This is a genomic window from Belliella marina, assembly GCF_042682445.1.
In the GTDB taxonomy this organism is placed as follows: domain Bacteria; phylum Bacteroidota; class Bacteroidia; order Cytophagales; family Cyclobacteriaceae; genus Belliella; species Belliella marina.
The window spans coordinates 1-26,238 of record NZ_JBHUHR010000023.1; the positions used below are offsets into that span (position 1 = coordinate 1).

General features: G+C 40.9%; 15 protein-coding genes. 6 read left to right on the plus strand and 9 right to left on the minus strand.

Features of this window, described 5'->3' with window-relative positions; all coding sequences use genetic code 11:
* Nucleotides 1–1,006 precede the first annotated feature (1,006 nt).
* Together ACFSKL_RS08700 and ACFSKL_RS08705 are read right to left on the minus strand one after the other, a co-directional pair.
* A complete protein-coding gene (locus ACFSKL_RS08700; protein WP_376885406.1) occupies nt 1,007–2,755 on the minus strand; it encodes a M14 family metallopeptidase in 1,749 nt (582 codons plus the stop codon).
* Nucleotides 2,756–2,776: 21 nt separating this feature from the next.
* Nucleotides 2,777–4,393: a M14 family metallopeptidase gene (locus ACFSKL_RS08705; RefSeq protein ID WP_376885407.1), complete on the minus strand. Its 1,617-nt coding sequence runs from the start codon at nt 4,391–4,393 to the stop codon at nt 2,777–2,779.
* An 803-nt stretch (nt 4,394–5,196) separates the two neighbouring features.
* Here ACFSKL_RS08705 and ACFSKL_RS08710 point away from each other — a divergent pair.
* The 4 genes from ACFSKL_RS08710 (at nt 5,197) to ACFSKL_RS08725 (ending at nt 9,683) form a co-directional block, all read left to right on the plus strand.
* Complete coding sequence (locus ACFSKL_RS08710) at nt 5,197–6,027, plus strand: universal stress protein (protein WP_376885409.1); 831 nt, start codon at nt 5,197–5,199, stop codon at nt 6,025–6,027.
* 7 nt (nt 6,028–6,034) lie between these two features.
* The gene (locus ACFSKL_RS08715; protein WP_376885410.1) at nt 6,035–7,273 is read left to right on the plus strand and encodes a cation:proton antiporter; all 1,239 of its coding nucleotides are present in this window, start codon (nt 6,035–6,037) and stop codon (nt 7,271–7,273) included.
* 981 nt (nt 7,274–8,254) lie between these two features.
* Nucleotides 8,255–8,749 carry a DUF4168 domain-containing protein gene (locus ACFSKL_RS08720; RefSeq protein WP_376885412.1) on the plus strand — a complete coding sequence of 165 codons (495 nt, stop codon included), beginning with the start codon at nt 8,255–8,257 and terminating at the stop codon, nt 8,747–8,749.
* A gap of 229 nt (nt 8,750–8,978) precedes the next feature.
* Nucleotides 8,979–9,683, plus strand: coding sequence for a hypothetical protein (locus ACFSKL_RS08725; protein WP_376885414.1), 705 nt, complete (start codon nt 8,979–8,981; stop codon nt 9,681–9,683).
* Between the two features lie 14 nt (nt 9,684–9,697).
* Here ACFSKL_RS08725 and ACFSKL_RS08730 read toward each other — a convergent pair whose 3' ends face one another.
* The 7 genes from ACFSKL_RS08730 to ACFSKL_RS08760 all read right to left on the minus strand — a co-directional run bounded on the left by ACFSKL_RS08730 (nt 9,698) and on the right by ACFSKL_RS08760 (nt 21,282).
* Entirely contained in the window at nt 9,698–10,375 is a 678-nt protein-coding gene (locus tag ACFSKL_RS08730; RefSeq protein WP_376885416.1) for a hypothetical protein, read from the minus strand.
* 955 nt (nt 10,376–11,330) lie between these two features.
* On the minus strand, nt 11,331–14,201 hold the full coding sequence (locus ACFSKL_RS08735) for a T9SS type A sorting domain-containing protein (protein WP_376885418.1): 2,871 nt from the start codon (nt 14,199–14,201) through the stop codon (nt 11,331–11,333).
* Nucleotides 14,202–14,674: 473 nt separating this feature from the next.
* The gene (gene rho / locus ACFSKL_RS08740) at nt 14,675–16,489 is read right to left on the minus strand and encodes a transcription termination factor Rho (RefSeq protein WP_376885419.1); all 1,815 of its coding nucleotides are present in this window, start codon (nt 16,487–16,489) and stop codon (nt 14,675–14,677) included.
* 193 nt (nt 16,490–16,682) lie between these two features.
* The gene (gene recO, locus ACFSKL_RS08745) at nt 16,683–17,372 is read right to left on the minus strand and encodes a DNA repair protein RecO (RefSeq protein ID WP_376885421.1); all 690 of its coding nucleotides are present in this window, start codon (nt 17,370–17,372) and stop codon (nt 16,683–16,685) included.
* A complete protein-coding gene (locus ACFSKL_RS08750) occupies nt 17,372–19,615 on the minus strand; it encodes a PorZ beta-propeller-like domain-containing protein (RefSeq protein WP_376885423.1) in 2,244 nt (747 codons plus the stop codon). The genes recO and ACFSKL_RS08750 overlap by 1 nt, the downstream gene beginning before the upstream one ends.
* Complete coding sequence (locus tag ACFSKL_RS08755; protein ID WP_376885424.1) at nt 19,612–20,196, minus strand: thymidine kinase; 585 nt, start codon at nt 20,194–20,196, stop codon at nt 19,612–19,614. The genes ACFSKL_RS08750 and ACFSKL_RS08755 overlap by 4 nt, the downstream gene beginning before the upstream one ends.
* Nucleotides 20,197–20,955: 759 nt before the next feature.
* Nucleotides 20,956–21,282, minus strand: coding sequence for a 2Fe-2S iron-sulfur cluster-binding protein (locus ACFSKL_RS08760; protein WP_376885426.1), 327 nt, complete (start codon nt 21,280–21,282; stop codon nt 20,956–20,958).
* Between the two features lie 34 nt (nt 21,283–21,316).
* Between ACFSKL_RS08760 and ACFSKL_RS08765 the strand changes: the two genes are divergently transcribed.
* Nucleotides 21,317–22,477 carry a hypothetical protein gene (locus tag ACFSKL_RS08765; protein ID WP_376885428.1) on the plus strand — a complete coding sequence of 387 codons (1,161 nt, stop codon included), beginning with the start codon at nt 21,317–21,319 and terminating at the stop codon, nt 22,475–22,477.
* Nucleotides 22,478–22,986: 509 nt separating this feature from the next.
* A complete protein-coding gene (locus tag ACFSKL_RS08770) occupies nt 22,987–26,238 on the plus strand; it encodes a SusC/RagA family TonB-linked outer membrane protein (RefSeq protein ID WP_376885430.1) in 3,252 nt (1,083 codons plus the stop codon).

Here is a 26,238-nt window from a genome sequence, read left to right on the forward strand (position 1 = left end):
CTTTAGTAGATGGCATAAGCGTTCTTAATTTAAAGGTTAATGTTGAATTTCTCCCTTTAATATATGAAATCTAGCTTATGCCTATTTTTCAAACATAATACCTTGGTGTTTTTACTTTGTGCAAAAATTATAACCACAAAGAGCGCAAAGTTTTTCACAAAGAACACAAAGTCTCGGATATACTTTAGTCGCCTTTAGGCGAAACCAAACCTATCGTTCTTTAGCTGATAGTAGTTTATAACCTGAGTTCGACTATTCTCACTTTGTCAAAACGGTTTTAAATGGTGAGAACTACGAAAAGAAGGTGCGAACTTTTTTATGAAGTAATGTTGGGATATTGCGGATTGAAAAAGTGAAGTAGATTACCGTTTAAAACCGAATAGTCGGCTCAGTCAATAAAAACACCCATTTACTGCGTTAAATTTTTGAGCGATAGCTTAGGCTATCCCTCAAAAATTTGCCTTGTAACTGGATATTTTTATTGATTTTGACTTTGTGATAACAATCGAACTCAGGTTTATATTACAGAGAAAAAGACAAAGAGTTAACTTTGGTTAAGAAAATAGGGATCAAACAAGAACATCAATATGTTTTTGACAATTTGAAAAAAGATCTCGTGAATAAATTCGGTGGGTAATTTGAAAATGGAAGATTTCAGGGCTACGCCCCTCGCGGGTTTCTGATAATCATTATTCTACTAAGATGACAGGGGTAACGCCCCTTGTTGTCCAGTTTCGGGGTTCAACCTTCAGTGGATTTATCTAGATTGACCAGATTTGGTTTGGATCATGTGTCTAAGCACGAAGATGTCAGGGCTAATAGCTCTCCTTTAATTATGCTGGTGATGAGTGAATTATTTCCTAGATCGTTACTGAAGAGCATCCACAAAAAAAACCTTCCCTGAAACACTTTCAGGGAAGGTTTAAATTTGATTGTTAAATCTATGTAATTCTATTTTGTCAATAACCAGTAACTAATAACTGATAACCAATCAACTCAATTCCAATCACTTCTTCCAGCTCGCCTTGCCACCTTTGGCTGAATCTACATTGATGCTGTAGTTTCCTCCTCCACTGACAATCCACCTTACTTTCACGGCAGTCATCCCAGGGATGTTGGCTACAGAGATCTTTTCAGGATTTACTTTTTGTTCGGTTACCTGGTTGAAGTCAGCATTTTCTACCGTAAACCCAGCGACTACTTTTGCGCCAGTGAGGCTTACATAGTCCGGTCTTTCTATTTTATATTTCAAATCCTGACTCGAATGTGTAGGGATCATCCGCTCATTGTAGATCGTTGCAGTCACTTCTTTCAAGCCACCTCCCAAATCAACTTCTTTTACATCCATTACACTCAACTTTGGAGTGTGGTAGGCATGAAGAATTGAGAAAGCTGCATTTCTGTGGGCATCCTGCTCAAGCAAGAATCCTGGGTGTAATCGCCCGAAATTCTTCTTGAATCCACCGATTTCCACGGTGCCAAACTGTGGGTGCTCGTATTCTTTCCACTTCACGAAAGCATCACCAAAAGTCAAATATTTATCCACATTCATTTGCTCATCCTGATTGCCTCTACCGGCATTCTGATGGAAATAAAGATAAGAAGTCATCAGCTCGTTGGAGTAGGTGAAAATGCCCCTGCCACCATAAAACCAATCCAGTTGACCGCCAAATACTGAATAAAGGTCTTTGTAAACCACCAAGTATCTATACCCTGGCATAAACTCCTCGCCTTTTTTGGCAATGGCATCATAGATTCTGACATCACTGGCATTGTAGGTTCCCAAGTCTTCCTCAGCACCAGGGCCCCTCAAGATCATCCCGCCATAATTGTGGTAAGATTGAGCGGCAGCAATGTTTGGACGGGTCATTACAAAATCAACAACAGCCCTGTTTTCAGGCACAGAGAATGGATACCTCAAAGCACCACCTTGCACATAATCAGGCTGCCAGTTCCAACCCCAATCTCTATTGGGATCATAGTATCCGATTCCATCACTGTTCACTCTTCCATCACCATCTCTGTCAAGGCCTTCTTGGCCGAGCATTTCATATTCCCCTTTTTCATCGGCAGCTACTCTGATCAATTTCCTTGGATCCATTGGGTCTTTGATGAAATTGCCTGTCGGTGATTTTCTGATCATCTGTGTGATGTTGCCATCTCCATCCAAATCATCCATTGGATCTTCTCCAAACTCACCATCGCCATTGTTGTCGAATACCATCATCCCTGATCTTGGGGTATTCCCATTGTTTGGACCAGTCATAAAGTAATCGTGTGCATCAGGATTGATGGTCGGGGCGAAATAGAAGGTTTTGTCCTTCAGCAATTCCGTGATAAAGTCCAGCTCGCCATACATTTCCATCAGATACCATGCAGTATAAAGAGTGAATTCAGTTCCCTGAATCTCGTTGGAATGGATGTTTCCATCTATCCACATGGCTGGTTTGTCCTCTGCTTTACCAGCTTTGAAGTCGGTGACCGTCAGTACCCAGATGTCATTGTTTTGGTAAGATTTCCCGATGCTTTCCAATTTCACCAAATTCGGGTGCTTGGCAACCATGTCTTTCATGATTTCAAGCAAAGCCTTGTTGGTATGGTACCTATTCCAAGACACTTGGACCTTGGGGTTGTGTGGGGTTCCGTTGGCACGGAAATATCTTTCTGCCGCCACTTGTGCGTCAGCAGTCTTTGTAGCTCCAAAGCACATCGCAGCGCCAAGGGCCGTTGTATATATCCAGTTTTTGAATTTCATGATTTGATTTTTACGATGTGATTAGAGTTTTACATTCAAAGTGGCAAAGCCCGTATGTGCAGCACCTGCCTTGATGTCTACATTTCCGCTTCCTTTGACTATCCAGCTAACACTTTCCTTTTCGAAAGCACCGATACTTTTGATCAGTTGTTTCTTTTCGCCAGCCACCAAATCTTTGGCATCTTTCGAGATGTCAACCCTCACTTTTCTCAGCCACCTTGATCTCTCTCCCAATTCAGAATGGGTTGGAAGTGGTGAATTGTTGAAAATATCTGCAGTGATTCTTGTCAGGCCGTTGCCCAACTTCTCTGTTTTCACATTGTGGAATTCAAGTTTTGGCTGTAAATCCGCCAATTTCAAAATGAATGCCGTGTGTTCTTCTGCGATTTCGTCTACCATGTTGAATGGTGGGTTGTGCATCACAAAAGGTTTGATCCCGCCAACTTCCACTTTCTGTCCCGGGAAGTCAGGATGCTCTACACTTGTCCAAGGTACAAATACATCGTCCATACCTTCTTGTGCTGCCCATGCCAAGAAATTTATCTCAGCATTGGAGTTGCTTTTTCCTTCTTCATCTTTGACTTCTGGTGCCCACCATCCTGGGGTACTAAAGCTCAGTCTTGCAAAATGGAAATATGCCCACTGGAAAAAATCCCCGTCAGTTCCCTGGTTGGTTTGGTTGAATGCTTTTTGGGAAACTGTTTCATTGTAGATCCCGGATACCATGCTGTTGATGGCGACATCTTTTTCCAGCATAGAGGTAAGGATTCTTTTTCTGGCATCTCCCGCATTGTATTTGAGTGGAGAAGATAGGTTGTTTGAAGGGCTGAATGAAACAAAGGCAAAGATATTCCATTGATCAAATAGGTAATCCAGCATCGATCTGGTTTCTACCTGTGAAGCAGCATAGTCTCCAGCAAGTGGCTGAAAAATCGGGTATTTGTAAGTTAAGCTCTTGTTGAAGGCAATGCCTTCTGCAAGGTCTTCCCCAAAAGAGCCGTCTTTATCTTTGTCCCTGCTTTCAGGAAAAATCATATAGCTCCCATTTTTTCCTTTTGCACGTTCTGCTTTTACAAGGATTCTTTCGTCTTTTTCATGTGTGGTGTATTCGCCCATAGGGGACTCTACACGCATCATGGTGATGAATCCATCCTTGTTGAGGTCTTCATAGCCATCCTCACTGATGGTGCCATCACGGTCATGGTCAACCTTTGCAGCATTTCCCCTTCGCTCATATTTTAGGGAAGCGTGGTATTGCTCATAAGCATCAGGAGACATGTTTGGGAAAATATAAAAAGTAGTGTTCTCCAATTTAGCTGAATGTTCTTTTACAAGTTTCTCGGCAAATTGGATGGCCAGCTCTACACTCAGGACATGGAAACCTTCAATCCCACCGACTACAGCGATGGCAGGTTTGTTGTCTAAATCTCCGGTACCCACTTTGAGTACCCAAATATCCTTGCCACCTTCGGTTTTTGTCAAGGAAGTGAGTTTGGCTGGGCTTCCGCTGCCGGAAATCGCCTGAAGCCTTTGGTTGACCTGGCTGAGTGTAGGATAGTCTCCCTGGGCCAGTGTGGTTGAAGTAAGGGAAAATAACAATCCCGCTCCAGCAACCAACGATAGATAAATCTTCTTCATAAAGTCTATTAAGGTTTAGATCAATTGCCAACATATAGTATACTTGGCGCAACTATGATACAAAAAATAGCTGGATTAAAGAATCTGCTTTGGTTGTACTGACCTACAGGTTTTTGAAAGGCTGAAAGTATGGATAAAAGGAGACGGTTTTGGGGTTGGGAGTTTTGAGGCATAAGCTACAAGGTTAGACACACAAAATTTAGAGACAGGAGATAAGAAGCAAGAGGCGAGAAGCAAGAGGCGAGACAGACGCAAGTGTCAAGGGGTTCAATATAGTCAACCCCGAAGGACCTGTCCCGAATCGGGATGTCCCGTCCTGAAATTAGTTGATACTTTTTTTTATACTTACGCCCTCGTTTTAGAGGCAAGTCATATCGACCGCAAGGGCGTGTGGGATTTTAGCGACATGTACTTGAGAAAAAATGCCGTAGGCATGACCGAAATATTAGATCGGTAATTTATTACCGAGATTAAAGATTCGTGACGGTTTATCAAGTGCCGTAGGCACGAACGATTTAGGGAATTACACAAAAAGCACCCTAAAAATGTGAAGTTAAATTAAGTAAAAAGACAAAATAAATATCAAGAAAAATCAAGGCGTAACAATGTGAGGTTTGAGACACAAGACAACTTGCCCTGAAATGCCTGTCCCGTACCGAAAGCTTTCGGTACGGGACAGGCATTTGATCTAAGCATTGGGTCATGACCCGATGTTAAAAAATGATTCACCCATTCTCCTCTCGTCATTTTTAGGATGGAAAGGTATTTTTCCCTATTTTTCCCTCTCCCAAAAAATGACTGATATGTTTAAGAAGATAGCGTTGGCAATTTCATTTTCCCCTACCATGGAGGCATTGATCTGTGAATCAAAGCGGTTGAAGGATTTGTTTGGTTCTGAACTGATCCTTATCCATGTTGGGGAGAAGACAGCCACTTTGGAAGAGAATCTCAACTTTATGCTTGAGAAGCACAACATCAATTTGGACAAGACGAAAATTTTGTGGGAATCAGGCAATCCCGCCAAGAAAATCATCCAGACGTGCAATCAGGAGGGAGTAGATCTTTTGGTGGCAGGTGCGCTCAAGACGGAAGGTTTTTTCAACTATTATCTGGGCTCTATTGCAAGGAAAATCATCCGTAAATCCAAATGCTCTGTACTTACTTTTATTGAGCCGATGTTGGATCCTACACCTTTTGAAAAGGTGGTGATCAATGGGACCCAACAAGAACAGACGCCTTATGTCATCCAAAAAGGGATAGAATGGTGTAAGCTTGATAATGCCAAAAAAGTGTATGTGGTCAATGAAATCAAAATGTATGGATTTCAAATGGCTACCGCAGGAGAAGGTGGGGAAGGAGAGATTGCAAGTACCCGAAGGAAATTGGTGGGAGAGGAAGTGGAATATGTGGAAAACATCCTGAAAGAAATCGATAAGGGGAGTTTGCGGGTCAATGTGAAGATTACCTGTGGCAAGTGGGCTGTAGAACTGGCGAGGTTTTCACAAGACTTCAATGCAGACTTATTGGTGGTTGGAGATGAGGGGAATTTAGGCTTTTTTGATCGTTTATTCCCACATGACTTGGAAGACATCCTCAGTGATCTTCCCTGCAATTTGTTAATCATAAAAAAATAAAGACTACATGGAAAGTTTATCACATCAAGATGTAGTCAACCTATTTCTGCAGCTTGCGGCTATGCTATTGCTGGCTCGTGTGTTTGCAGAGATAGCACAGAAGTTTAAGCAACCTGCCGTAGTAGGGGAGTTGTTGGCGGGGATTATATTGGGGCCAACTATTTTGGGGACTTTTTTCCCTGGTGCATTTGATTTTCTGTTTATGAGCAATCCCAGTGCAAATTTGGCATTGGATGGCTTTGTTCAGATAGCTGTCGTATTGCTTTTGTTTATAGCGGGTTTGGAAGTAGAGCTCCATTTGGTATGGTCCCAGGGTAAATCTGCCCTGAGTATCAGTCTTCTCGGTTTGGTAGTCCCTTTTGTTTTGGGGTTTGTCTTTCCTTATTATTTCTCCTCATTCTTTGGCTTGGCAGATGGGGACAGGTTGTTGTTTTCCCTCTTTATGGGGACGGCAATGTCAATTACAGCCTTGCCGGTCGTCGTCAGGATCTTGATGGACATGAATCTCTTCAAGACTAAAATGGGGATGCTGATCGTAGCTTCTGCGATGGTCAATGACATCATTGGTTGGTTGATATTTTCCGTGATTCTCTCTTTTATGGGAAAAGGAAGTTCACTGTCACTCGCCCAGACGATTGGGGTGACACTGATGTTCACCTTTTTTATGCTCACATTGGGGAAAATCATCATCAATAAAATTCTCCCTTGGATCAATAAAAAACTTGCCTGGCCTGGTGGTGTACTTTCCTTGTCTATGGCATTTTGTTTCTTGGCAGCTGCATTTACAGAATGGTTGGGGATCCACTCAATCTTCGGTGCCTTCTTGCTGGGGGTAGCTTTGGGGGATTCTGAGCATATGTCGGAGCGTGCCAAGGAAATCGTCCATCAGTTTATCAATAATATCTTTGCACCGCTATTCTTTGTTTCTATAGGTTTGAAAATCAATTTCTTCACGAATTTCGAGTTGTTGCTGACCTTGGCCATTTTGGCAATATCCTTTGCGGGAAAAATCATCGGAAGTGGCTATGGGGCATTCAAAGGAGGGTTCAATATCAAAGAGTCACTTGCAGTAGGCTTTGGGATGAATGCAAGGGGGGCGATGGAAATCATCCTAGGTTTGATTGCACTGGAAAATGGTCTGATTGACGAGAAATTGTTTGTTGCCTTGGTGGTCATGGCGATCATCACAAGTATGACAAGTGGTCCACTGATGAAATGGGCCTTGAAAGGGAGTCGGGCTGGGTAAAGGATTGTAGGGATTATACTGATTAGTTGATAGGGCTATTAGGGGATTGGAAAAATGGTTTGAAGGTTCCAAAGTTGGAATGTTTTAAAGTTAGTGGATTAGAAAGTTGCAAGGTTAGAAGGTTTTTGCTTAGTCAGCTTGATTTGAAAATTGGAAGATTGGCGGATAAAAACTCTCGCAAAGAACTGCTGAGGGGCGAAGTAGGCGAAGTTTTCTTTGTAACCTGAGTTCGACTATTCTCACTTTGTCAAAACGGTTTTAAATGGTGAGAACTACGAAAAGAAGGTGCGAACTTTTTTATGGAGTAATATTGGGATATTGCGGATTGAAAAAGGGAAGTAGATTGCCGTTTAAAACCGAATAGTAGGCTCAGTCAATAAAAACACCCATTTACTGCGTTAAATTTTTGAGCGATAGCTTAGGCTATCCCTCAAAAATTTGCCTTGTAACTGGATATTTTTATTGATTTTGACTTTGTGATAACAATCGAACTCAGGTTTGTAATATCCTGATTTTATTTGACACTTTTTCTTATTGTTTTTCTTTTATTTACAATCCTCATAAATACCTTGGTCCATGTAAAGAGACCTTCCCGCAATTCTGCGGGGCAGGCCCCTGCCGAATGCTTTCAGGAGAGAGGCGACCTGCTGGTCATTTCGAACGTAGAGAGAAATCTCGAACTGAAATTTATATATATTTTTCATGTTCTCACTTTTTTGTATAAAGTCGGGGCGAGACCTCTCTCCCGATGCTTTCGGGATCGAGGTGACGTAACCGCAGAAAGCATGCTTTGTCCCAAGTCTTGCTTCTTGTATCTTACGTCTTGTGTCTTGTATCTCTTGTCTTGTGTCTCAGATCTCTAAAAAAAAAACATAAAATTTCCGTTTTAAAATTGTTAATAAACATTAAAAAAATGATTTAAAAAGTCTTTTTGGAGTGGATTTTGTACTTTTGACCATGTATCAAACAAAATCTATAATTATGAATGATTCAAAATCAATAACCAAGAGTTCCATGCTTTCCCTGATATTCACCCTATTTATTGGATTCGGTGCGATAGCGCAACAGATGATGCAGCCACAAACGCAAGTGAAGGAAGACTTCTCAGACCAAGAGTTTGAGGAGTTTGTAAAAATAAATTTGGTGCTGATTCCACTTCAGGAAAAGTCTCAGGGAGATATGGTGAAGGCGATCGAGGAGAATGACTTGAAGGTAGAGCGTTTCCAAGAATTGGCACAGGCCCAACAGGCAGGTACCTTGCAAGAAGTAGCTTCAGGGGCCGAAGAAATGGCAAGCTTCAATAATGCAGGCCAGAAAGTAATGGAAATGCAACAAGGTTTGCAAACTGAAATTCAGAAAACGATCAAGGACAGCGGTCTTTCAGAAGAACAGTTTCAGGAAATGTATATGGCTTACACACAAAGTCCAAAAGTGAAAGAGAAAGTGGACAAAATGATTGAAGACGAGATTAAGTAATCGATATTTTAAAAGTATCTGCAGTTTATAAAAAGGTCGGATTTAAATATCCGGCCTTTTTCTTATTGCTAAAATCAAATCAATTTGAGGTGATTGTTCTGTTGTTATATTAGATTTTTATTTGGCTGATTGTAAGCCGTGTAAATCCATGCATTTAAAATTTTCAAACTAAATGTGCTTCCCGTCATTTTTTCTCTTTTTCTTTAGGCACAATTTGTAAATAACTCAAATGAATAGAATTTATTTATTGCTTGTTTTGCTAGTGGTTTGTTTAGGATCATGCCAAAGTACAAAGACCACCATTAGGCAATATTGCAAAGTCTGCCTCAGTCTAGATGATGGTATTATCATTGATGATGTGGATAGTCATTTCCTTTCTGGAATGGAGAATAATGAGATTTGGGATATTATCAAGTCAGTTTTTGAAAAAGAGGGGTTTACCAATGTCTATGATAAATATGAGCTGGATTATGAGTTTTTCAACAACAATATCAAAGGGATAGATAGTCCCGAAGACAGAGAGCAGTTGGGCTTAAAACTGGGAATAAAGTATATCCTCAAACCCATTGTGTTGCAGACAAGGGAATCGGATGGTTTTGTATATGATGTCATAGACCCCCATGCTTCCAAATACCCATTCCCTAGAGAACTCCACCCAAATCCAAGAAAGCCTGGGGAAAACATATCAATTCTACGGTATGAATTGATTGAGACTTCCTCGGGAGAGGTTGTTTATATAGTGGATTTTAAAAATTCAGACACAGAACTTTCGTTTTCCAAGGACGATGATGAAGATCATTATAATTTTAGCACAGCTGTCAAGACTTTGAGTGCGGGAAGCAGAAAGGGGACCAAGTTTACCATAGCAGATTGCAGTTGTCCCAAAAAGAAGTACTTCAAAAGAAGGAAGATATGGGAAAAATTAGGTTTTTGAAGCTGCCTTAAAAGCTACCTGTGTTTCGAAGATTGTCCATTCTTTTTGAGTATTTTGATGTATTCTATTTTTTGTCCCCAGTTGACTTCCAGGATATAAACTCCATGGGGTGATTTTCTTAGGACTTCAGCTACCCTCAATGATATTTCTCTCAAATCTTTCCCTTCTATAGCTTTGTTGTTTGCCAAAGGGGTCACTAAGCGGATACTCAATTCCTCGTTGTTGTATTCTCGGGTATTGATTAGTTCGAGGTTGAATACTTCTCCTGAGGTAGGGTTTGGAAATGCTCTCCAAACCCCCTTGGTAATATTCATAGCGGGAATTCGAACGCCCACCACTTCGCTGTATTTAGATTCCCCAGAGAAATCCACCTGCTTCAATCTGTAATAAGCCATGCCCCCCAAAAGCGGGAGGCTTTCATCGGTATAGTTGTATTCTTCGACAGTATCTGAATAGCCAGCACCTTCCAATTTTCCGATTTTAGAAAATGAATTTACATTGTTTATTGCTCTTTCAATCTCAAAATGGGAATTTTCCCATTCCTTGGCAGTACCCCAAGAGATTGTGGAAGTTCTGTTTTCTTGAGAGAAAGTGGCATGGAGGTGAAGTATTTCTACAGGGAGGATTGAAAATCCGCAAGTAACGGAGATGTTTTGGTTAGGAATGCCTCTTCCGTGTATCGTTATAGTCATTCCGTTGCAACTCATATTTTCAGGAGTTGGTGGGAAGTTGTTACAATTGTTTCTGCTGGCATTAGCAGACAATATATTTCCAGAGCCACCACTATTAGGGAGGTTGAAAAAACTATTAGTTCCACCACAGTTGATGTTACCTTGAAGTGTGTATAAATTAGGGTTTGTACCAGTTGTCGTGATCTTATAAGCAATTTCGGTTTGATAATTGAACCCCCATCCTGGACAACCACCATTGGTTACCAATACACGTGTAGATTCTAATTCAATTTTTATTTCGTACGTATCACCTTGAACAAGAATAGTATTGCATTGACCATTAGCATTGGGGGAATTTGTAAGTGATGAAAATACTAAAAGAATGACTTTTATATATAAAAGGTAAAATTTTATGTTCATATAGTTTTAGAAATGGTGGGGTAGAAAATGTTTGTTTGGAAAGAAGGAGTAACTCTAGACCATAAATAGATGGCTAGTTTATTGGCTTCTTAGATTAAACCTATTGGAGTCAAAGTTTTTATACTTGATTTTTGAATTGGTGAAATTCTGATACAAATATAAATAAAAGTTTTTTAAATATATAAAAATGTATTTCATTTTTAATTCTCAAAATTAAAAATGTTGGATTTTAGGCAGGGAAGAGTCTGTAGATTCCCAGAGATAAACTTAGAGCTTTCTTCAAGCTGATTGGAGGCAATCGATTTACTGCTTTCCTTGGAGTTGATTAGCAGAACTTGGGTTATTTCGTCGTCAAATTCTTCAGATTTTATGAGCTTCAAATGAAAAATGTCTCCGGAAGTAAGGTTGGGCTAGGTTCTCCATACTCCTTTGATATCAGAAATGAAGGGTTCGGACTCCCTTTTGCTGATGGTAGATGGTCCGTTGAGATCAACTTTTGTTCAGTTAACCTATTGATGAAGCATGGGGTTTAATGAAAAAGTGGAGTTGCCGAGGCTTATTTCTTCAGCTTATAGATATAGCTTTCAGGACCTCGGTGGATTTTGAGGTAGTATAGTCCATTTTGAAGGTCTTTGGTGTCAAAATGAAATGAATAATCTTCCACATTACTGGAATTGCTGAAAATAGTCCTGCCGTAATTGTCCATCATAGTGACATGGATTTCGCCTAGGTTTTTGGTTTGGATAAATATTTCGTCGGCAAATGGGTTTGGATATACTTTTACTGACCAATTTGGTTTGAAATCTACCAGTATGACTTTGGAAAGGTTAGTTTTTCCATCAAAATCAACTTGTTCTAACCTGTAGTAGTTGCTTCCAGGCATGGGGCTTGGGTCGGTGAACTGATACTGGCTAACCTCGTCTGTATTTCCTTGGGCAGCTGTTTGGCCGATGGAAGCCCACTGTTTGATGTCTCGGGATCGTTGTACGATAAAATGCTTGCTGTCCCTTTCTTTTGCAGTACTCCATTTGAGTAAGGCTTGGTTGCTGTCTGTAAGCTTGCCATCGAAACTAAGCCAGTCGACGGGCAGTTCCCTGAATGGTTCAGTATCTGCGTCTGCAAAGTTGTTTTCAAAATTTGTTTCTGGAACTCCAGATTCACTGTAAACTTCCACTGTGTTTCTGTAGTCTTCCGAATCAAGAACTTTTACAGTGATTTCAAGAGTTGCGGATTCCCAACTTGCCAAGTCTCCGATTTCCCAAATTGCTGGAGAACTATAATGATCAAATGTCCCCTTTAAAGTATAATGATCGACATATTCATAACCATCAGGCATAAACTCATCAAGAAACACTTGTGTGGCATTACTATACCCTGCATTCTCTACTGAGATTGTAAAAATAATTTCATCTCCTATATTTGGTTTGAGCGCATTGACAGTTTTCATGGCAATCAAATCGTATTCAATAGGTCTAATGCCAAAGTTTGCGTTGCCGATCGAAGCATTTTGGATTTCGATATTGTTTAGGATTCCATCTACCGTCCCATCACTACCTTCTCCAGTGCCTAGGAATTCCCCCGTATTTTCATAGTATTCAGGTAGCGTTAGATTGGGGGCAATTCCTCCGAGCGTAGGCATTTCAGTTGTGATGAAAATACTGAAAATACCATTTGGAACATCGTTGATGGTGTAAGTTCCATCAGATTGAATCGTTGCAAAGCTTACTACATTGTTTTGATCGTCAATCAAAACTGCATAGAAATCAGGTATGTCAATCCCCTCTCCATTGACTGTATCGTCTTCCAATGCATTTAGATCTTCGAATACATTTCCGGAAATTGATAGAAATGTAAATCCGCTGGTTCTTTGGACAACTCGATAAAAAGAGGCTGTCCATGTATTGATGGTTATATTGTTGCTAAAACCGTTGTCACCCGTTGCCCACCATATATGTTCAGGACTTTCTACACCTGTCACATTCACTTCAATAGACTGCGGGCTATCCGATGGAGTTAACCCTGTCCTAGGGATTAGTGAGTCATCCCAAAAAATAAAATCTATTTCATTTGGAATGCCTGGGCGGATGTTGGATACATGTATACCCAGGCATTGCTCTAGATCATAAATAGGAAAATGCACAGGAAAAAATGCTACGGAAGCAATAAAGTTTACTTCTCCGCCACTGGGGAGTTCAATCCCATTGGCGTCTTCCCCATTCCAATATATTGTATATTCTCCGGGTTCTTCATAAATCTCTGAGAGAATAACGTCCTCATTACTGTCAAACTCACCGTTGCCATTAATATCAATAAGTATATCTACGATAGCAGGTAAGGTGATGCTTATGTTTACGTTTGCTTCTCCACCTGTGGCCGGTGGGTTTTTTTCTCTGTAATTAATTTCAAGGGTTGCAGAAGGAGGGGTGGTTGTTTTCCAGATGGTTGGATCTGGGTCGTTTATGAATAGGGGGTACTGAAAATTGTTTGATGAAGTGGTGGTAATTGATTTTCTGTTTTCTTCATAGGAAAGATTGTTTCTAGGGCCATCTTGATTGGCAAAGAAATTAGTCCATCCACCAGAAGAGCCAGGGAACTTTATACGCTTAACAAAATAATCATCAACATCAGCTGTATATGTATTGTCTATTGGGACATAAAAACCAAAGTCTTCATGAAATGAATAAGCGTCTGCTTGCCCTTTGTTTAGAATGGTCAAAGCGGTTGATGTTGCACTACTTCTGGAGTTAGCTATACTCCAAAATCGAGAATATACTCGGCCTTTATGCTCTATGTAATTTGGAGAGCTTCCTGACGCTACTGTAATATCCCAAAAGTCAATATTGAAACCATATGTGGACAACTCTACCCAAAATGCTCTGTCACTACCCGTATTGTTTACAAAAGAATATGCATCATAGCCTGTGTTTGTAATTTGCTTAGGTCCGAGGTTGGCACTATTTGCAGATGCAGGACGTCCTAAAGCTTCATTTCCGCTCAAATTATAGTTTTCACTGTTAATTGAAAGTCTGTTTGATCCAGTGCCGGTAGGGAAAAACCCAGTATCACTTGGGTCATAAAACCAAGAGACATTTGTGGTTTCTGTAGTGGAGGTTGTTCTGTGAAACCCATAAAACACTGTTTCTCCACTTTTAACATAGACATATAGACGATGCCCTGTGTTATATGCCGTTGCGGTAGATGGCGTAAACATGCAACCTCTAACTCTATAGCTGGATACTCCAGTTCCAGAAGCTGGCACCCAAAGCATACTTTGTCTATTTGTAGCCGTCCCCCAATCTCCTGAACCTTCGGCTTTGATGTCGCTAAGGTTCGTACCCATCAAAGTGATAAGGAATAGGGTAGAGCCAAGTAATCTGACATGCCTGTTGCAGAAAAAGCAGGAAAATGTAAAGACTAAGGCTTTCATTTGAGGATCGGATTTAGCTTGGGGTGTTTGGGTGGTGTCTATCGGTAAATATATCTAGCCTTTCTTTCAATCGGCTGTGTCCAAATATCTTACAGATGAAACAATAAAACAAATCATTAGTTTACAAAGCTGTTTTGGGTATTTGAAAAACAGTTTACTGATTATATGAAAAATGAGAGGTTTTTAGTTGTTTTTTGAATGAAATATAAGCCTTTATGCAGGATGAATAATAGAAGAGTATAGATAAATTACTTTAGGACGGAAACCCTTCAGGGGTCGATGTTTTCAAAGTTTGAGCTCTTCAAGGGTTTTTCGTTTGACCGTTTGCCGATTGTATGAAAATGGGGTAGTTGGTTTAGGATTGCCAAATAAAAAAAATCCCGCCTAAACCGTAAGGGTTAGGCGGGATCAATCTTTTTGATGTCAGTTTATATGCTGGTACCTATTGACTGGGCTGTCAGCTGTTGACGGTTTTAGCCATTCATACTGATCAAAAACTCCGCGTTGTCTCTTGTTCCACGCATTCTTTGGAGTAGGAATTCCATGGCTTCCTGTGAATTCATGTCGGACATCAGCTTGCGGAGAATCCATACTCTCTGCATTTCTTCCTTGTCCATCAATAGGTCCTCTCTTCTTGTGCCTGATCCAGGTACATCGATCGCAGGATAGATTCTTCTGTTGGAAAGCTTTCTGTCAAGTGCAAGTTCCATGTTGCCTGTACCTTTGAATTCTTCAAAGATCACTTCATCCATCTTAGAACCTGTCTCTACCAAAGCTGTAGCAATGATGGTCAATGAGCCACCGTTTTCCACGTTCCTTGCAGCACCGAAGAATCTCTTAGGTTTATGCAGGGCGTTGGCATCCACACCACCGGAAAGGATTTTTCCTGATGAAGGGACTACAGTGTTGTAAGCTCTAGCCAACCTGGTGATAGAGTCAAGGAGAATGACTACATCATGCCCACATTCTACCATCCTTTTGGCTTTTTCCAATACGATGGAAGCCACTTTTACATGTCTGTCTGCCTGCTCATCAAATGTCGAAGAGATTACTTCTGCATTGACGGATCTTGCCATATCAGTAACTTCCTCCGGTCTCTCGTCGATCAATAAGATCATCAGGTGGACTTCGGGATGGTTTTCTGTGATGGCGTTGGCGATTTGTTGCAATAGGACAGTCTTACCAGTCTTGGGCTGGGCTACTATCATCCCTCTTTGTCCTTTTCCTATTGGTGCAAAAAGATCCAATATCCTTGTGGAATAATTGTCAGCCCTTGTGGTCAGGTTCAGTCTTTCTTCAGGGAAAAGAGGTGTAAGGTATTCGAATGGAATCCTGTCTCTGATTTCTTCTGTAGTCTTTCCATTGACGGTGATGACTTTGAGCAATGCAAAGTATTTTTCCCCTTCTTTCGGAGGCCTGATGGTGCCCTTGATATGGTCACCGGTTTTCAATCCAAAAAGTTTGATCTGTGATGGGGATACATAGATATCGTCCGGAGAAGCAAGGTAATTGTAATCCAATGATCTCAAGAAGCCGTAACCCTCGGTCATGATTTCCAAAACACCTTCGTTTTCAATGATTCCTTCAAATTCCTTCGGACTCACATAGGTTTTCCTCTTGTTGGGAATCACCTCTGCAGTTGGGATATGTGCTTCTTCTATATCCTTGATGTTTTTCCTTCTCGGAAGCTCGGGCTCTACATTCGTAATTGGAGGTTGTGCTTCTATCTCATCAACAACTCTTTTTCTAGGCCTGATGAATTTTGGTTTTTCATCATCAGCTACAGTAGGGGGGATTGATTTTTTTTGTTCAGATGCAGGTTGTTCCGCTTTGGGTTTTTGGGTTTGCTCTTTCTGAACTTGTTCTTTTTTCACTTGCTCTTTCTTTTCTGGAGCATTCTCTTTTTTGTCCTTGATAGGCTCTCTGGCTTCTTTTGGACGTGGAGCAGGCTTTTCTTCAGTTTTAGGTTTTTCCTTGGGAAGTTCCGTTACGTTTTGTCTCCTGAATTTTGGTTTTTTGTCAGCTTCCTCGGCCTTCGCTGGTTCTGCCTGTTTTGGCTTGGAATCCTTTGCTGATTCCGGTTTCTGATCTGGCTGTTTCTGCTCAGGTTCTGATGTTGAAGGTTTTTTCTTGGGAAGCGCCTTTTCTGGGGTGATAGCTTGCTGATCTAAAATTGCGTATACTAGATCGTCTTTCTTGAGTGTCTTAAAATTCTTGACTCCCAATTCCTCTGCGATTTCTTTCAATTCAGAAAGAAGTCTGATCCTTAATTCTTCTATGTTATACATAAAAAGCTTATGATGTTAATTAATTTACTAAAGATGTTTATTGATAAACTTGTATTGAGTATTACTGAACTGAATTAAAAATATATTCAGGATAGTATAAAATCCACGGGGAGAGGATTTTGAAATACTGTGACACCGCAATATTACACTATACATTCAATATACGCAAACTTTTTGCCAAAGGACTTAACGATTATAAAATCAATTGTCGCAGCACTTTTATAGATTTCCAATTTCCATTGTCCTCCAAATGCTGGGAATAGAAAATAAGGAAATGATCCAGAAGTCCTTTTCTGATAGCTGAAGGGATGTTTTTCCGACATGAAAAGGATAATTCGAACAATTGGTCCAATGCTTCTTTTTCTGCATGGAGCTGTGCTGGGGATTTGATTTCGTGGATGATTTCATTGAAGAAAGATGTGGAATCACTGGGGGCAAACCCCAGATAATTGGACATCTCTAGCAAAAATACGATTGGGTAGGTCGATAATCTGCAGTCTTTGCTGTCTAGATGAACCAATACTGTTTCCAGAAAATCGTACAATGACTCGTTTTGATAATTCTCATAAATGGATTTGGACAATGCTTCTGCAACGAACATGGCAACCCCCGATCGGATGAAATCAAAAGGGATCAAATGGTATGGATGCAGCAGTTTTGCTTCTGAAATCCGGTTCAGTCCTGCACCCTCTTTGTCATAGACGACCAAATCCAGTTGGGTAAGTGGTTGGTAAAGTGCGATTTTTGATTTTCCGGTACTGCTTCTGACTCCGTTGATGATATAGGATTTCAAACCAAGTTCCCGGGTGAAAATCTTGACGATGATTGAAGTCTCTTTGTATCGGATATAAGAAATGACTATCCCACTGGTTTTTTTCTGCATCAGATTATTACAAATTTTCCCGCGATTCTTTCCTGTCCCATTTCATCCACGACAAATACCAAATAGATGCCCGGTGGAGGTCTTTTCCCTCCCACGTCTTGTATATTCCATGTAAACGATCCCCCACGCACTTGCCTGGTATGGATTAGCCTGCCTGCCGAATTGGTGATTTTGACCTGTGCATAATCTGTCAATCCCTCAACACTCAGGTATCCGTTGAAATCAGGCCTGATTGGATTTGGGAATATTTTCAAAGCCGCTAAATCTTCAGATGAAGATATGCTTCCTGTCCTGTAGGATAAGCCCCCTTCCGGTGTCACGACAAACAGCTCGCCTGCGCCATAATCATAACTCAAATTTAATATATTGTCTGAATACATAGGGCTATTGGAAGCCCTGTAGTTAGCTTTCAGTTTTTCTCCCATTTCTGAAAAATGCCAAAGGCCACTGCCATTTGTCCCCAGCCAAATGCTTTGGTCTGGAGCGATGTTGACAGCAGTCACAAATTCCCCATTCAGTAGTGGTGCATTGTTGAATAATGGCTGAACAGCATTGATTGCCGTGCTGTTGTTTATGCTTGAAATGTTGGGGATATAGACAATCCCTCCGTTTTGGGCTATCCATAGCCTATTTTCACTGTCGATATGAATTGATTGGATTGGTAGGTTTGGGATTCCACCTTGATTATTGGCAGAGGAAATGACCCTGTTCAAGCCTGTGTTTTCGTTGAATACCCTTAGTTGCGTAAATGAATTGGTCTGGTTCGTTTGTAGTATCCATAGGTTGCCAATCAGGTCACTTTCTATTTGTAGGGGGAATGCCAATCCTGCAACAGGGATGGTGTTGATGGATTCATCGGGATTGATTTTGTACAAGCGCGATTGGCTATCCTCCATTCCTATCCAAATCTGCCCCAATGGATCACTTTGGATTACGGCTATGCTTTGGTTTAGAGGTAGACCTGGTAGTTGGATCTGACTCATATCATCGCCTTGCTGTACCCAAAGTCCATTTTCCTGGGTTCCTATATACTCTTTGTTGCCCAGATTCGCTTTTGAAGTCGGCAAACTTGGGGCATTGTTTTTGAGCCAATTCCCATTTTCGAGCTGACTGCTTGCTGTTCCAAACGATCTGTAAAGGGCAGCATTAGCAGGTTTGAAAATAGGCAAAGCATAAATCCCAGAAGTCGTTATTTCAAATTTCCGAACTTTTGTTGCAGTTCCATTTGGCTTGAATTCCCTGTAGTCATTTTCCCTAACCAAGCCTTTTCGCGGAATGCTGAGGTAGATTTCATCTCCTATCAAATGGAAGTCTGAAAATGTATTGGGGGAGTTGAAGATTTCCTGGAATGAACCGTTGGATTCAATTTTGAGAATGCTGCTGCTTTTTTTTACATAGAGGCCATTTGGGAATATTTTTAGATGCTCAGAACCGAATGTGCCGATGATGGGTTGCGCCCCGTGGTTATCCAAAAGATAAATATTGCTATCGGCTCCCAATGCAATCTGTACCCCATCAATGGATTCAATTCTCAAGAATCCACCACTGATATTGGAATTGGTCATGTTCCAGTTTCTGAAATCTTTTAGGTTGCTGGTTTTTTTTCCAATCAATATCCCCAATTCACTCGCTAAGTAATAATATTCGTTGTCAGCACTGATGTCATTGATTTGCAGCTTGCTTCCATTTGGGCCAATGTTGATATAGGAATCAACAAAGCGGCCAAGGTTGATGTTTATCACTCCCAGGCCAAAATCTGCAGCAAGAAATGCCTTTTGACCTATGATTTTGATAGACCTTACTTGTTTTTCGGTGATTTGGGAATTGTTTTTTAAGTCCCCAAGAGATGATATTTTACGCTCGCCTACCAAATCTATCGTGCCATCAGGGTAAGCGAGGAGGAGCTTTTTGCTTGCTGGATCAAATGTGGCTGCAACAAATTGATGTGTGTATAGCCCATCAATTTTTGTGAGGGTGTTTATTTCTTCTCCATTTAGTGAAAAATAAAATAGACTCTCCATTCCAATATGGAAAATAGTCTGATCGGAACCCCTGAGAATAGCAGGATCGGTGTAGGAGAGGTGGGTTTTCCAAGTGCCAATTGGGATGTTTGATTGGGCGGTAATCAGAAGGGGATTGAGAAAAAACAAAAACAATAGGCTGATCGATCTTTGAAAAAAGGGCAAAGAAAGTCTGCAATTGAAAATTGCCGCAAACCATTGAGATTTATTTTTCCAACTCATTTTTTGTCTTCATAAAAGCATTTTCGGCACCGGGCCTCATAGCTGTCCTTCTCGCCAAGAACGACTTTTTCTTTGGTGTCTGATAGTCTAAAAGAATAGGAAGCCAAGTCCCCACATTTCATACAGATGGCATGGACCTTAGTTACATATTCGGCAATTGCCAAAAGCTGTGGCATGGGCTCAAAGGCTTTTCCTTCAAAATCCATGTCCAGTCCTGCGAGGATGACCCTTTTGCCGGCGTTGGCGAGGACATTGGCTACATGTACGATATGATTGTCAAAAAACTGGACTTCATCGATCCCGACCACATCGCAATCTCCTGCCAGCAGCAGGATGTCCTCTGCAAAATTCACTGGGGTGGACCTGATTGAATTCTCGTTGTGGGAGACCACATCGGAATCATGGTATCTGATATCTATAGAAGGCTTGAAGATTTCCACTTTTTGTTTAGCGATCAGGGCACGGTTAAGCCTTCGGATCAATTCCTCCGTTTTTCCGGAAAACATCGACCCACAGACCACTTCTATATGGCCCTTCCTGTCTGTTTTATTTTTAGCTCCTATAAATGGTTCTATAAACATTTTTGCTTTTTAGATTTGAGACACAAGACATGAGACACAAGACATAAGATAAAAGATGCAAGAGTTAGACCAAGTACGTGAGATTAATAGAGGTAGATAGTGATATAAGCTTTGCGATATAAATAGATATGAGCCTTCGGCGATATATTTAGGGTCGAGTTCATATGACGATTGTGATTATTAAAGAGTGTCTAGTGATTTTCGGGACAATCCCAAATATCCACTAAAAAAACCATCCTCCAACAACTTTGTAAGGTTACAATTTTCTTAACTTTCCAATAGTTCAATTTTCCAATCCACCACGACGGACAAGTTCTTCAAATTCCTCAATAACTCAATCATCTCTCCCCCAGCTTTAAAACATTCCAACTTTGTAACTTTCAAACCAATTTTCTAATCTCAATTTGATTGTACTAAGTACTAAGTGCAATGTACAAAGACCACCAATATTGCTATGGCTACCTAACCTTGAGTCCTCTCCGGTAAGGATTAAAATGAGAATTTTACCCTTCTAATTTCAATCCTAAGCCACTTTTTTCTAATGAAAATGGCTTTTAAGAGTGGACTCAACCTTCTAACTTTCCAACCTTGCAATCTTTCAACTAATCTTATGATCTTCCAATTTTTCAATCCGCCAAGGCCAAGTTCTACCAGTCTAGTAATCCACCACGAGTGACAAGCTATCCAAACCTTCCAACCTTCAAACATTGCAACTTTCCAACAAATCTCCCAATTCTACCCCGCCTAACTCGTACAACTTCACCCACTGTACTCCATATGAGGAAACTTATTTGCTTCTGCTACACGGATTCGGAGTGTGCCGGATTTCAGCTCAGCTTGGCAAGTTAATCTTTCGTTGGGTTTTAATCGGTCATTTTTCCGGAAAATTTCTTCCCGTTCTGTCAATGGGCTCAGGTTGCCTATCCCTTCTGTGATGATCATTTTGCAGGTGGTGCATCTGCCTTTTTTGCCGCAGGCGTGCATCCAGTCAATGTAGTTTTCATGAATTAATTCTATAACTTTACGATTACTTTCATGGGAAATTATTTCTTTGTGATTTAAGTTCTCAATGATAATTTTCAGCATGATTTCTGCTTCCGTTTAAAATAAAATACCAGCTATGAGTGTCAAAATTAACAGCAAATATTTAGAAAACTACGCTTTGGAGTTTGCTAAGAAGGTTTGTGACCAATACTTCTCTTCCAAACAATACATCAATGGGGCTGAAATCCTCAGGTTGACTTCGAGTAAGCAAGTCAATTTCTTTGTGATCAAATCCCTCTTTGAAGCTTGGCAAGTAGAGTTGGAAAAACTCAAAAGCAATCCGTATTTTGATTACAGGGATAATTCTGTATACCATGCCCTGAATGAATTTATGAATGTGCTTTCTAGATCGATCAAAATAGACAGGGAGAATTTTGAACCGCTTCTGGGAGAAGCCGTGGCATTTTCGATTATTTTGGCACTGGATCCCGTTTCTTTTTTCAGGGGGGAAATAGACAAAGCTTCTCGGTCGAGTGTGAATGAGTTTCTCAAAAGCAATGAGAAGTATTATAAATGGAACCATATCTTGGTGGCAAACCTAATCGACAGGGCGGGGATCAGCCAATCAGCCGAGGCATACAAAGAAGCTTTGCAGTTGAATTTTGGGCAGCAAAAGGAGGTTTTGGATAGTCCGGAAAATTTGTTGTCTGAGCTACAGGGGATTTTGTATTTGGATTTTGATATTTTGTTTGAAAGGGTTCCTGATAAAGAGGAAGTTCTTGAAGATGAAGTGGGGCATCAGCAGGAAGTAACGATGGAGTCCGAGGAAAGTAAAGATATTTTGGAAGATGAATCGACTGGTGTTGCTTCCGAAGAAGTTCAGGGTTTGGGGGAATCTTCCGAAGAGGGTGCGGTGGATGAATTGGAAGAAGAAATCGAGAGGGTGGAGGTTGTCACTTCCCAATACAAGGTGGCCCATGCTTCGCAAATAATAGACCCACTTCAGGCTTGGGAGAAGTTTGAATCCGAGCAGTATAGCGTTATGAAAGGGACAATTTCAGATTTGTCTGAGAACATTGGGATCAACCAGCGTTTTATGTTCACCAAAGAGTTGTTTGACGGGAATCCGGATTTGATGAAGCATGCTTTGAAATCCATCGATCAGTGTGATAGCTTTATGTCTGCCATCCATTTAGTCAATGAAAGGTATGTAGGGGAGTTGGCCTGGGATAAGAATTCAGAAGCGGTAGAAGAGTTTCTGCAACTTGTTTTCAGAAAATTTGATCAAAGGGGGTGATTCCCCTTTTTTTTATTCATATATGTTTTCATACTAGTAGTCCTATAAAATATCCAATGTAGGTGCTCCAGACAATCTGATGATTGGGACGTGGTATAGTTGGCGGTTATCTGCTACATTTTAACTTACTAGCAAAGTAGCGGATAACCATAAATTGGGATAAGTGGTTTAGTCTTTTTTTTTAAATACGGTTTAAATACAACTATATTTTGCTTATTTAATGTATTTTTCTTGCATATCGGTATTTTTTTTTGCCTTTGTGGTTGTAATTTTGTGTGAAAATCATATTTTCTGGTTGTTTTTTAAAATATTTATGTAAGTGGTTTGAGTTTGGGGATTTTTTAGATTACTTTTAGTAAAGAATAAAAAGTATATTTTTTATGCGCATGAATTCAATTCTTTCTTATTCTTAGTTGAATCCCAAATAACTGTTTCTGTTAATGCCTTTTCACTCAATTTTGATTGGGATGGGATAGGTGTGTATTTCTTACTCATTAACCTTATAGTCTATGAAGACAAATTTTACTCAAATTGGCATTTCGCCCTATTGGAAGGGATGCCTTTACTTCTTGATGTTGCAAGCTATACTTTTGGTTTCCCACCAAGGATATGCCCAACAAAAAACCATCAAGGGAACTGTATTGGATGAAGCTGGGATGCCAATTCCGGGAGCAAATGTTCTCATCAAGGGTACTGCAAAAGGGGCTGTTACGGATTTGGACGGCATCTTTCAGGTTGACCTTGGAGAAAATGAAAATATCTTGGTCATATCCTATATCGGCTATGAAAAGATGGAGGTAAACATAACCAACCAAAGCGAGATAAGTGTAACATTATCCGATAGTGTGCAACTTTCCGAAGTGGTGGTTACCGCAGCTGGGATTGAAAGAAACTCGAATACGCTGGGGTATGCAGTGACTACTTTAGATAGCGATAAGTTGGGACAGCGAAATGAGCCTGACCCAGTAAGGGCACTGACAGGAAAGATAGCAGGTGTCAATATCCAAGGTGGAGGAGGAGTAGCCGGAGGGGCGACCAATATTTCAATCAGGGGGAATTCATCTTTGGGAAACAACAACCAACCCTTGTTTGTAGTAGATGGAGTGCCTTTTGATAATTCGACTTTTGAATCGGGCGGTACACGTCAGACGCAAAGCAGTCAATCCACTTCAAGTAGGGCATTTGACATTGATCCAAATAACATTGAGAATCTGACGGTATTAAAAGGTGCTGCGGCCTCTGCACTTTATGGATCTAGGGCTGCAAATGGTGCCATCATTATCACCACAAAAACTGGTTCTAGAAAAGGCAGGAAAGGAATGGAAATCACCTACAACACTTCCTATTCCAACGAAAGGTTGTCGGGGATTCCGGAGTATCAGAATAAATATGGACAAGGAACCAACGGGGATTATCGTGCGGGTGTGTATGGCTCTTATGGGTCTCCTTATTCCAGCAGACCCACGATTCCTCATCCGTTGGCCTTGGGTTCAAACCCCGCTTCCCAATTCCCTGAATTTTATGAGGCTGATGGCGTTACTCCTGTTCAAGTTCCCTATAGATCTTACATGAAGGAAAATGTTAGCAATTTCTTTAGAAACGGAAATTTGTTTGAAAATTCCATCATGATCAACGGGGGGACAGAGAAGAGTAGTGTAACGGCTGGGTTTACAAGAACAAACAATGATGGGGTGGTGCCAGGAAATAGTATTACCAGAACATCATTCAATATAGGAGGGAATGCTAAATTGGATAATGGGTTCTTTGTCAGGGGAACGCTGAACTATGTGAAAACCAGCCAAACCAGTCCTCCGATTGGCGGCTCAGGTTCTGTGATGGGAAATCTGCTGTTTATGCCTACAAGTTATGATTTGACAAATTACCCTTTCGAAAATCCAGTTACTGGAGGAAATGTTTACTATAGGGCCTTGGACAATCCTTACTGGTCAGTCAAGCACAGTCCGGCTACCAGCGATGTGGATAGGACATTTGGGAGTTTCGTATTAGGAAAAGAAGTTACTCCTTGGTTGACAATCCAGAATACATTTGGATTTAACAGCTTCACTGACAATCGGGTGAGTGTATTGGGGAAAGGTTCCAGTGTCTATGCCAACGGCACCATCAACACAGACAATATCTACAGAGAAGAGTTGGACAATGTCTTGCTGGCAACCATCAATACGCAGATTAATGAAGATATCAAGGTAAGGTTGATTCTTGGAAACAATATCAACCAAAGATTGACCAGAAGATCTGCATTTTCCGGAGACGGAATTATCGTGGCGGGTTTGAATGATATTAGGAATACTACCACCATTACTTTGGGGGGGCTGCCAAATAATCAAGCCTTGATAAAACAACGCTACTATGCCTTTTTTGGTGATTTGACATTTGATTATAAAAATTACGCCTCTCTTAATTTTGTCGGTAGGAATGATGTCTCTTCTACCCTTCCTGCGGATAATAGAAGTTATCTCTATGGTGGCGTCAATGGGTCTTTTGTATTTACAGAGGCTTTGAAGATGAATTCGTCAACCTTAAATTTCGGTACCATCAGGGCTGGTTATACAAAAGTGGGCAACGAGGCATCTCCATACCAGACTATCAATGTGTTCAATGCCAATGCAACATTTGGAGGGATAGGTTCTCCATTTTCCAATTCCAATAATTCTGGTGTAAGTACGCAAACACTTGCCAACAGTTTTTCAAACAATGAATTGAAACCAGAATTTATCACTGAATTTGAAATAGGTACTGAGTTGAGGTTTTTGCAAAACCTGTTCTCTTTGGATTTGACTTATTATACCAAAATGAGTACCTCGCAGATTTTTGTGGTAAACTCTGCGCCATCTTCAGGATTCCTGACCAGGATCATCAACTTAGGAGAAACCTCCAACAAAGGGATTGAAATCGGTTTGACTGCAAACCCACTGATGTCTGATAAGGGGTTGAATTGGTCTATCAGTGCCAACTTCACCCGAAATAGAAATAGGGTAGAGGACTTGGGAGGTTTTGCCCAACTTACCTATAGCGGCAATGTCCATATTGAGGGTCAGCCCTATGGGATGATTTTCGGATCCAGGTATGCACGTGACGATGAAGGGAATATTTTGGTCAATCCTCTCACGGCAAAACCTATTTTGGCTGCAACCAACGGCCCAATTGGTGATCCAAATCCAGATTTCTTTGCAGGATTGAGCAATACGTTTTCCTTTAGGGGAATTACTCTGGATGTCTTGTTTGATTGGAAACAGGGAGGGGATATCTTGTCTACCACTATAGGGGAGACTTATGCCCGTGGTGTCTTGAAGGATACAGAGGATCGGGATTCATTTAGGGTTGGAACTGGCGTGATGGGGGATGTGAATACAAGACAACCTCTGTTGGATGAAAATGGAAACAAGATTCCCAACAACACTGCATTGAACTACAATGATTATTTCTTTGGGAGTGGCTTTGGTCCTAGTGGCCCTTCGGCGGGATACATCAATGAAGCAGCTATTTTCGATGCTACGGTTTTTAGGCTGAGGGAAATTTCCCTAGGGTATGTTTTCCCAAGGCAGCTTCTCAGCAAAACCCCATTTGGAAGCGCTTTTGTATCAGTGAGTGGTAGAAACTTATGGTATAAAGCACCGAATACTCCTACCGCGATGAATTACGATCCGGAAGTGAGTACTGCGGGAGCCAACAACTTAGGGTATGACCAGCTCGGTGTACCTCCTACCAAAAGATATGGGGTCAACTTAAGATTTACATTCTAA

Excerpts from the sequence above, each read along its gene's own strand:
- rho (WP_376885419.1), bottom strand. The coding sequence starts at position 16,489 with ATGTATAACATAGAAGAATTAAGGATCAGACTTCTTTCTGAATTGAAA.
- ACFSKL_RS08705 (WP_376885407.1), bottom strand. The coding sequence starts at position 4,393 with ATGAAGAAGATTTATCTATCGTTGGTTGCTGGAGCGGGATTGTTATTT.
- ACFSKL_RS08755 (WP_376885424.1), bottom strand. The coding sequence starts at position 20,196 with ATGTTTATAGAACCATTTATAGGAGCTAAAAATAAAACAGACAGGAAG.
- ACFSKL_RS08735 (WP_376885418.1), bottom strand. The coding sequence starts at position 14,201 with ATGAAAGCCTTAGTCTTTACATTTTCCTGCTTTTTCTGCAACAGGCAT.
- ACFSKL_RS08750 (WP_376885423.1), bottom strand. The coding sequence starts at position 19,615 with ATGAGTTGGAAAAATAAATCTCAATGGTTTGCGGCAATTTTCAATTGC.
- ACFSKL_RS08715 (WP_376885410.1), top strand. The coding sequence starts at position 6,035 with ATGGAAAGTTTATCACATCAAGATGTAGTCAACCTATTTCTGCAGCTT.
- ACFSKL_RS08720 (WP_376885412.1), top strand. The coding sequence starts at position 8,255 with ATGAATGATTCAAAATCAATAACCAAGAGTTCCATGCTTTCCCTGATA.
- ACFSKL_RS08700 (WP_376885406.1), bottom strand. The coding sequence starts at position 2,755 with ATGAAATTCAAAAACTGGATATATACAACGGCCCTTGGCGCTGCGATG.
- ACFSKL_RS08760 (WP_376885426.1), bottom strand. The coding sequence starts at position 21,282 with ATGCTGAAAATTATCATTGAGAACTTAAATCACAAAGAAATAATTTCC.
- ACFSKL_RS08710 (WP_376885409.1), top strand. The coding sequence starts at position 5,197 with ATGTTTAAGAAGATAGCGTTGGCAATTTCATTTTCCCCTACCATGGAG.
- ACFSKL_RS08770 (WP_376885430.1), top strand. The coding sequence starts at position 22,987 with ATGAAGACAAATTTTACTCAAATTGGCATTTCGCCCTATTGGAAGGGA.
- ACFSKL_RS08725 (WP_376885414.1), top strand. The coding sequence starts at position 8,979 with ATGAATAGAATTTATTTATTGCTTGTTTTGCTAGTGGTTTGTTTAGGA.
- recO (WP_376885421.1), bottom strand. The coding sequence starts at position 17,372 with ATGCAGAAAAAAACCAGTGGGATAGTCATTTCTTATATCCGATACAAA.
- ACFSKL_RS08730 (WP_376885416.1), bottom strand. The coding sequence starts at position 10,375 with ATGACTATAACGATACACGGAAGAGGCATTCCTAACCAAAACATCTCC.
- ACFSKL_RS08765 (WP_376885428.1), top strand. The coding sequence starts at position 21,317 with ATGAGTGTCAAAATTAACAGCAAATATTTAGAAAACTACGCTTTGGAG.